A 3,739-nucleotide genomic window follows, 5' to 3' on the forward strand; every position below is an offset into this window, starting at 1 on the left:
CGCCGACCGAGGACAGCCTGTTCCTGACGCTCTGCTGCAGGGCGCTGGACAACCGGTCGCCGCGTCCCGTCCTCGGCGACGCGATGGCCGACGAGATCGTCCGCACGCTCGACTACGACCACCGCCAGCTGCACATCGACACGAACCTCATGCTCAACGCCGCACTGCGGGCCAAGAAGCTCGACGAGGTCGCGTCCCGGTTCCTGGCTCGTCACCCGGACGGCGTCGGGCTGGACCTGGGGGCCGGGCTGGACACCCGGGTGCTGCGCATCGATCCGCCGTCCACCGTCGACTGGTACGACGTCGACTCCCCCGCGGTCATCACCGCCCGAGCAGGCCTGGTGCCGGATCGCGCGCACGCTCACGGGATCGGCGCGGACGTGACGGATCCGGACTGGCTCGCTGCCGTCCCTCCCGACCGGCCGGCGGTGATCGTCGCCGACGGCCTGCTGGGGTTCCTGACCCTGGACCAGGTCGTGGCCCTGCTGAACCGGCTCACCAGCCACTTCCCCAGCGGGGAGATCGCCTTCAACAGCTATCCCCGGTTCGCGATCTGGGCCATCAAGCACACCCGCGGCACCCGGTCCGTCGCCGACCTGATCAGGTTCCCCGGCTCCGACGACCCGCACGACCCGGAACGCTGGAACCCGGCACTGACCCTGGTCAGGGAGATCTTGATCCCCCGGGAGCCCGAGGTCGCCCAGTTCCCGCCAGCCCTCCGCACGTACTACCGGCTGGCCGCGCACAGCACCTCCTGGTCCCGCAAGGGGACCGTCGTACTGCACTACCGCTTCTGAGCGGTATCCCCGGGGAGCAACCCGAGCGGTGAGGACGTCCTCAGAACCTCCACGTGGGATCGCCGGTCGGCGCCTCCGTCAGACCCTCTGCAGACATCTGGAAGGTCGCCCGGACCACCCGTTCCCGACCTCACTGGCCCCTGGCTGCCGCCACGTGGGCACGGACAGGTGGCGCCGGGCACCTCGATCCACACGCGAACCGGCCTGGATGACTGCCTGGACACTGCCAGGACCGATCGTGGGTCCCGCGGTGTCCGCCCCTCGGGCTTTCGCAGCTCGGCATCGTCCCTGAGGGCGGCTTCAGAGGACGTTGCATCAGTCCGTCGACAGGCGCCGGGCGCAGATCAGGGTGACGGCCAGGCGGGCCAGCGCGGTGATGGTCAGTGCGGTGCGGTCGTAGCGCAGGGCCAGGCGTTTGTAGGACAGCAGCCAGCCGAGCGTCCGCTCGACGACCCAGCGGTGACGGCCCAGCCGTTGGCTGGCTCGACACCGATCCGGGCGATGCGGGCGGTGATGCCGCGGCGGCGCAGGTAGCGGCGCACGCGCGGGTTCGACGAAGAGGCTGTCGTGCCGGTTTGCGGCCGAGACCAGCACGTTGGGCGGCAGCCCGTGCGCGTCGACCAGCAGGTGGTACGTGCTGCCTGCCTTGCCGCGGTCGGGGGGATCGGAGCCGGTCAGTGCACCCCCCTTTTCGCCCGGACGCTGACCGAGTCCAGGGCCGCCCGCGACCAGTCCAGCTCGCCTTGCTCGGCGAGCCGGTCGAGCACCGCCTGGTGCAGCCGGTCGAAGACGCCGGCGTCGGCCCACTCGTGCATCCGGCGCCAGCAGGTCCAGCCCGAGCCGTAGCCCAGTTCGCTGGGCAGCTTGCTCCAGCCGATGCCGGTGGACAGCACGAACGCGATGCCCTCGAGCACATCCCGATCCGATACCCGGGGCCGGCCGGTGCGGCCGTGCACCGCCGGTGGGCGGGGTGGGATCAACGGCTCGACCAGTGCCCACAGCTCGTCACCGATCAGCCGCGGCGGCGGGGAAGACGCCGACGACGACATGCACCGCACGCTGCGACGGGACCTCACCGGCAGACGGAGCCCGATGGCCTACTTCCGCAACGCCTTCTTACTGGAACGCGCCGCGACGAACGTGCGGCGTACGGATCGACGTCAGGGAGTTGGCGGGGGACCGGTGATGAACACCCCGTAGTCCGTCAGTATCTGCGCGAGCCGCTCCACCGCCTCGGGAGGCGGGGGTCCGGGTACGGACGGCAGTTCGGCGTCGGGATCGCTGGGGACGCCGTCGTTGATGAAGAACTGCTCGAAGCCGGCCGGCGTGATGAGCAGGAGAAACCGCGCGGTGGCGCTGCGGACCCGGTATGCGTGCTCGCTGCCCGAAGGCAGGTACAGGGTGTCGCCCGCCGATACGAGCGTGCGGTCTTCATCCGACCAACCGTCGAGTTCGCCGTCGAGCACGATGAAGGTCTCGGCCTCCCTGGTGTGCCGATGCAGCGGCGAACCAGCTCCCCGCCGCCCCACGTGCTCGATCAGCGCGAGGCCGCCCGCGGTCTCCTGGCCCGTGAGGCGCATGCGTAGCCGCAGACCCAGGTGGTCGTATGTGTCGCCCGCGGCGGCACGAACGTGCTGGGTTGTCATGGTCACTCCCTTCCGCGACGTCCCCGCAGTGTGATGACAGGCGGCGCGGTTGTCTGCGCCGGCCGACACCCCTGGCGAGCCCTCGTCGCCGCGGGGGGAGCTACGCGCAACGACGGCAGGAGGATGGAGTCCGCATCACCGTTCGGAGCTGAGTCGGAGTCGGCGACCGCTCCGCGAGCTGCACAGCGGGCGCAGCCATGGTGTTTCACCGATCATCTGGAGTTCGGGGCGGTCCAATCCCGATCGCCTGGAGAGCGGCCTTTCCTCCGCCCGGTTCCCCGCATCAGCATCGGATCCTCCAGGACCCTGACGGTCGCCTCATTCAACCCACTCTGGCTCGCCTCGAGGAGGCGTTCGACGCCCCTGGGCGCGTACCCGATCGATGCCCCCCGTAGGCCCATGTGCGCCAGCATCAGATTCTCCAGATCACTGTCGAATCGCTGACGAGCAGCGTACGAGCGCGCCGGGGTGCTGGATCGCGATAGCCCGCGGCTGGCACGTCCTATCCGCCTGACCGCGGTATCTGCGGGTCCGGGGGCGGGACGTCAGTGATCTCCGTGAGCGGAGGACTTCGATCGCCGGCCACGAGTCGCCGACCGCGCCCCGGAGCCGCAATGGTCCCGCAAGGACGATCGTGTCCCCCAGTGGGCCGTTCATGGACAGAGCGGCAGGCTGCCGCCCGAGCGGAGGACAACGGTCCGTCCGGGGTGGGGACGCGCCCCGGTCACCGGACCGACCGTGGCCGAACGGGTGATCGTCACGCGCCCCGTGCCACCGTGACCGCGCGCCGGCCTGCAGTCAGCCGGGCAGCCCGGCCAGGAAGGCGTCCGCCTGCTCTCGCCCCTCGTCGAACAGCCGGCGGAGGAACGCGGGCCTGCGGTCCAGTTTGCTGGGCAGGTCGAGGTCGAGGTCGAGGTCGATCTCACGGATCTCGAGGCGCCGGTACGGGTCGCCGAGACGGTCCACCCACCCGTTGACCTTGCGGATGGCGTGCAGCTCCTGCTCCAGCGAGAGGTTGCCGGCCAGCTCGTTGCGCCGGTCCGCGATGTCGCCCACCGTCTTCGGCTCCGTGGCCCGGGCACGCGGGTTGATCCGGATGACCCAGATTTCGTCCGGGCCGGCGTCGGGCAACTGGCGCACCGGCGGGTTCTGGCTGAACAGCCCGTCCCAGTAGTACCGGCCCCCCACCTCGACGGCGCGGAAGAGCAGCGGGACGGCGGCCGAGGCCAGCACGGCGTCCACGGTGATCTCCTGTCGCCGGCTGGAGAAGGCCTTGAAGTCGCCGCTGAGGACGTC

The 3,739-nt window shown here is 70.6% G+C and carries 3 protein-coding genes and 1 pseudogene; 1 reads left to right on the forward strand and 3 read right to left on the reverse strand.

Features of this window, described 5'->3' with window-relative positions; genetic code table 11:
• On the forward strand, window positions 1-797 hold a 797-nt coding region (locus VN520_RS10490; protein WP_325746598.1), incomplete at its 5' end, for a class I SAM-dependent methyltransferase.
• Window positions 798-1,112: 315 nt separating this feature from the next.
• On the opposite strand, the pseudogene VN520_RS10495 reads toward VN520_RS10490, so the two are convergent.
• From VN520_RS10495 to VN520_RS10505, 3 genes and pseudogenes are all read right to left on the reverse strand, one after another.
• A pseudogene (locus VN520_RS10495) lies at window positions 1,113-1,846 on the reverse strand (IS5 family transposase).
• Window positions 1,847-1,957: 111 nt separating this feature from the next.
• The gene (locus VN520_RS10500) at window positions 1,958-2,443 is read right to left on the reverse strand and encodes a cupin domain-containing protein (RefSeq protein WP_325746599.1); all 486 of its coding nucleotides are present in this window, start codon (window positions 2,441-2,443) and stop codon (window positions 1,958-1,960) included.
• A 798-nt stretch (window positions 2,444-3,241) separates the two neighbouring features.
• Window positions 3,242-3,739 (reverse strand): patatin-like phospholipase family protein (locus VN520_RS10505; RefSeq protein ID WP_325746600.1); only part of this gene is annotated, 498 nt, incomplete at its 5' end.

It is taken from the genome of Streptomyces sp., from assembly GCF_035563135.1.
Taxonomy (GTDB): domain Bacteria; phylum Actinomycetota; class Actinomycetes; order Streptomycetales; family Streptomycetaceae; genus Streptomyces.

What these genes read in the sequence shown, in the direction of transcription:
- VN520_RS10500 (WP_325746599.1), bottom strand. Translation starts at nt 2,443, where the DNA reads ATGACAACCCAGCACGTTCGTGCCGCCGCGGGCGACACATACGACCAC.